The 210-nt window shown below is 70.0% G+C and carries 1 protein-coding gene; it reads left to right on the plus strand.

Features of this window, described 5'->3' with window-relative positions:
• A partial coding sequence (locus IF78_RS0143125) for a MarR family transcriptional regulator (protein ID WP_031488224.1) occupies window positions 1–210 on the plus strand: 210 nt, incomplete at both ends.

Consider the following 210-nt stretch of genomic DNA (forward strand, 5'->3'; position numbering starts at 1 on the left):
GCGGTCGTCCTCAGCCAGAGCGCCACCACCCGCCTCGTCACCCGACTCGAGGACCGCGGCCTGCTCTCCCGCTACCTCTGCCCCACCGACCGCCGAGGCGTCTACACCGACGTCACCGAAGCAGGCCTCGAACTCCTCGAAGAGGCACGCCCCACCAACGAGGCCGCGTTGCGCGAGGCCCTCGACGAAGCCGCGAAGAATCCCGAACTG

It is taken from the genome of Streptomyces bicolor, from assembly GCF_000719285.1.
GTDB classification, from domain to species: Bacteria; Actinomycetota; Actinomycetes; order Streptomycetales; family Streptomycetaceae; genus Streptomyces; species Streptomyces bicolor.